This is a genomic window from Albidovulum sp. (genome assembly GCF_049646345.1).
Taxonomy (GTDB): domain Bacteria; phylum Pseudomonadota; class Alphaproteobacteria; order Rhodobacterales; family Rhodobacteraceae; genus Albidovulum.
Genome location: NZ_JBARVQ010000592.1, coordinates 1 through 2,074 on the forward strand (window position 1 = coordinate 1; position 2,074 = coordinate 2,074).

Here is a 2,074-nt window from a genome sequence, read left to right on the forward strand (position 1 = left end):
AATAATGTTTCCTAGTAGACAAAATTTGCGATTCGAGTCAACGTAGCTTCGGCTCTGTATCGGGAGGAGACATGGCCGAAGATCTCTCAGATGTCGCCCTTTGGTCGCCCAGCGTGCGCAGCGAGACGCGCACCGACGGCAGCGTGCTTGTCTGGCAGGAAGAGCCTTTGGGACCGTATCCGCGCTGCATCACCGAACGGTTCATGGACTGGGCGGGGAAGGTGCCCGACCGGATCTGGATGGCCGAAAGGGATGCAGGCGGAGCTTGGCATGAAACCAGCTATGGCGAAGGCGCGGCGCGCATCCGGTCTATCGGAACGGCGCTCGTCGGGCGCGGCCTGTCGCCGGACCGCCCGCTGCTGATCCTGTCTGGCAACAGCACCGCCCACGCCTTGATGGCGCTCGGCGCCCAGCATGTCGGCGTTCCGTCCGCCGCCCTCGCCCCGGCCTATTCGCTCGCCGGCGGGGACCACATCAAGCTGCGGGACATCGCCAGGCAACTGACCCCCGGCATGATCTTCGCCGACAATGCCGGCCGGTTCGCCGCCGCGATTGCGGCTGTCTTCGGTCCTGACGTTCCGGTTGTGACGCTGGCCGGCATTGTCGGGGACCGCGAAACGATCGCCTATCGGGATTTCGCGGCGACGCCGCCGGATGCGGCGATGGATGCCGCCCATGCCGCGGTCGGGCCGGATACGGTCGCCAAGTTCCTGTTCACCTCCGGCACGACCGGGTCGCCCAAGGCGGTGATCCAGACCCAGCGCATGCTTTGCGCGAACCAGCAGATGGTGTTGCAATGCTATGCCTTCATGGCAACGACGCCCCCGGTCGTCGTCGACTGGGCGCCCTGGAATCATACCGCATCAGGCAACAAGGTTTTCAACCTCGTCATCTACAATGGCGGAACCTACTACATCGACGACGGCAGGCCGACGCCCGACCTGATAGGCCGGACCATTGCAAACCTGCGGGAGATCTCGCCAACCTGGTATTTCAACGTGCCGCTTGGCTACCAGATGCTTCTCGACGCGATGGAGACCGACCCGAAACTGCGCCAGACCTTCTTTCACCGCGTCCAGATGCTGATGTATGCCGGCGCCGGAATGAGCAAGCCGGTCTGGGACCGGATCACCGGCCTAGCCGAGGCGACGGTTCCCGGCGGCGTGCTGTTGTGCACCGGCTTCGGATCGACCGAAACCGGGCCCTTCGCGCTGATGTGCACGGACCGGCAAGACACCTCCGGAAATCTCGGCATCCCCGCGCATGGCGTGACATTCAAACTGACACCACAGGGCGACAAGCTGGAAGGCCGCGTGAAAAGCCCCTCGGTTACCCCGGGGTACTGGCGCAACCCCGACCTCACGGCCAAGGCATTCGACGAGGAAGGGTTCTACCGCTTCGGCGACGCCTTCCGCTTCGCGGTTCCCGGCAATCCGGCAGCGGGTTTCATCTTCGATGGGCGTCTGGCCGAGAATTTCAAACTCGCCACCGGCACATGGGTGGCGGTCGGGCCCGTCCGGGCGCAGCTCACAAACGATCTCAAAGGGCTGGCAAGCGATGCGGTGATCGCAGGCGAAGGCCACCGGGAACTGGGCGCGCTCGTCGTGCCGGACTGGTCGGCGCTCAAGGCGGTGGCCGGCGATCCATCGCTGGACGGAGAGGCGCTGCTTCATCACCCCAAAGTGCGAAAGGCGGCGGCGCAGATGCTGGCGACCCACGCGGCGTCAGCGACCGGATCGGCTTCTCGCGTCACGCGGTTGATGTTCATGGAAGTGCCCCTGTCCTTCGACAAAGGCGAGGTCACCGACAAGGGCTCGATCAATCAGCGCGCTGTGCTGCAGCACCGTCAGGATCTTGTGGACTGCCTCTGGTCCGATGACCCCCGCGTGATCGCGCTTGGATCTTGGGACCGCTCCGGTGACCAATGACCTGATCCTTGCTCTGCTCGGTGCAACCCCCGGCTGGAACGAATTGGCGGAACGCGCCGGGATTGACCCGAATGACGTCCGCCACATCCTAACCGAGGCCCAGCGGTTCGCGGCCAGTGAACTGGAACCGATCGGCAGGCAGGGCG

1 protein-coding gene is annotated in these 2,074 nt (G+C 64.6%); it reads left to right on the forward strand.

Annotation, left to right across the window (positions count from 1 at the left end; translation table 11 throughout):
• The first annotated feature begins 71 nt into the window (after window positions 1-71).
• Entirely contained in the window at window positions 72-1,928 is a 1,857-nt protein-coding gene (locus WBB85_RS15455; protein ID WP_432639494.1) for a feruloyl-CoA synthase, read from the forward strand.
• The last annotated feature ends 146 nt before the right edge of the window (window positions 1,929-2,074 follow it).

Coding starts and splice junctions, on each gene's coding strand:
- WBB85_RS15455 (WP_432639494.1), top strand. CDS start 72: ATGGCCGAAGATCTCTCAGATGTCGCCCTTTGGTCGCCCAGCGTGCGC.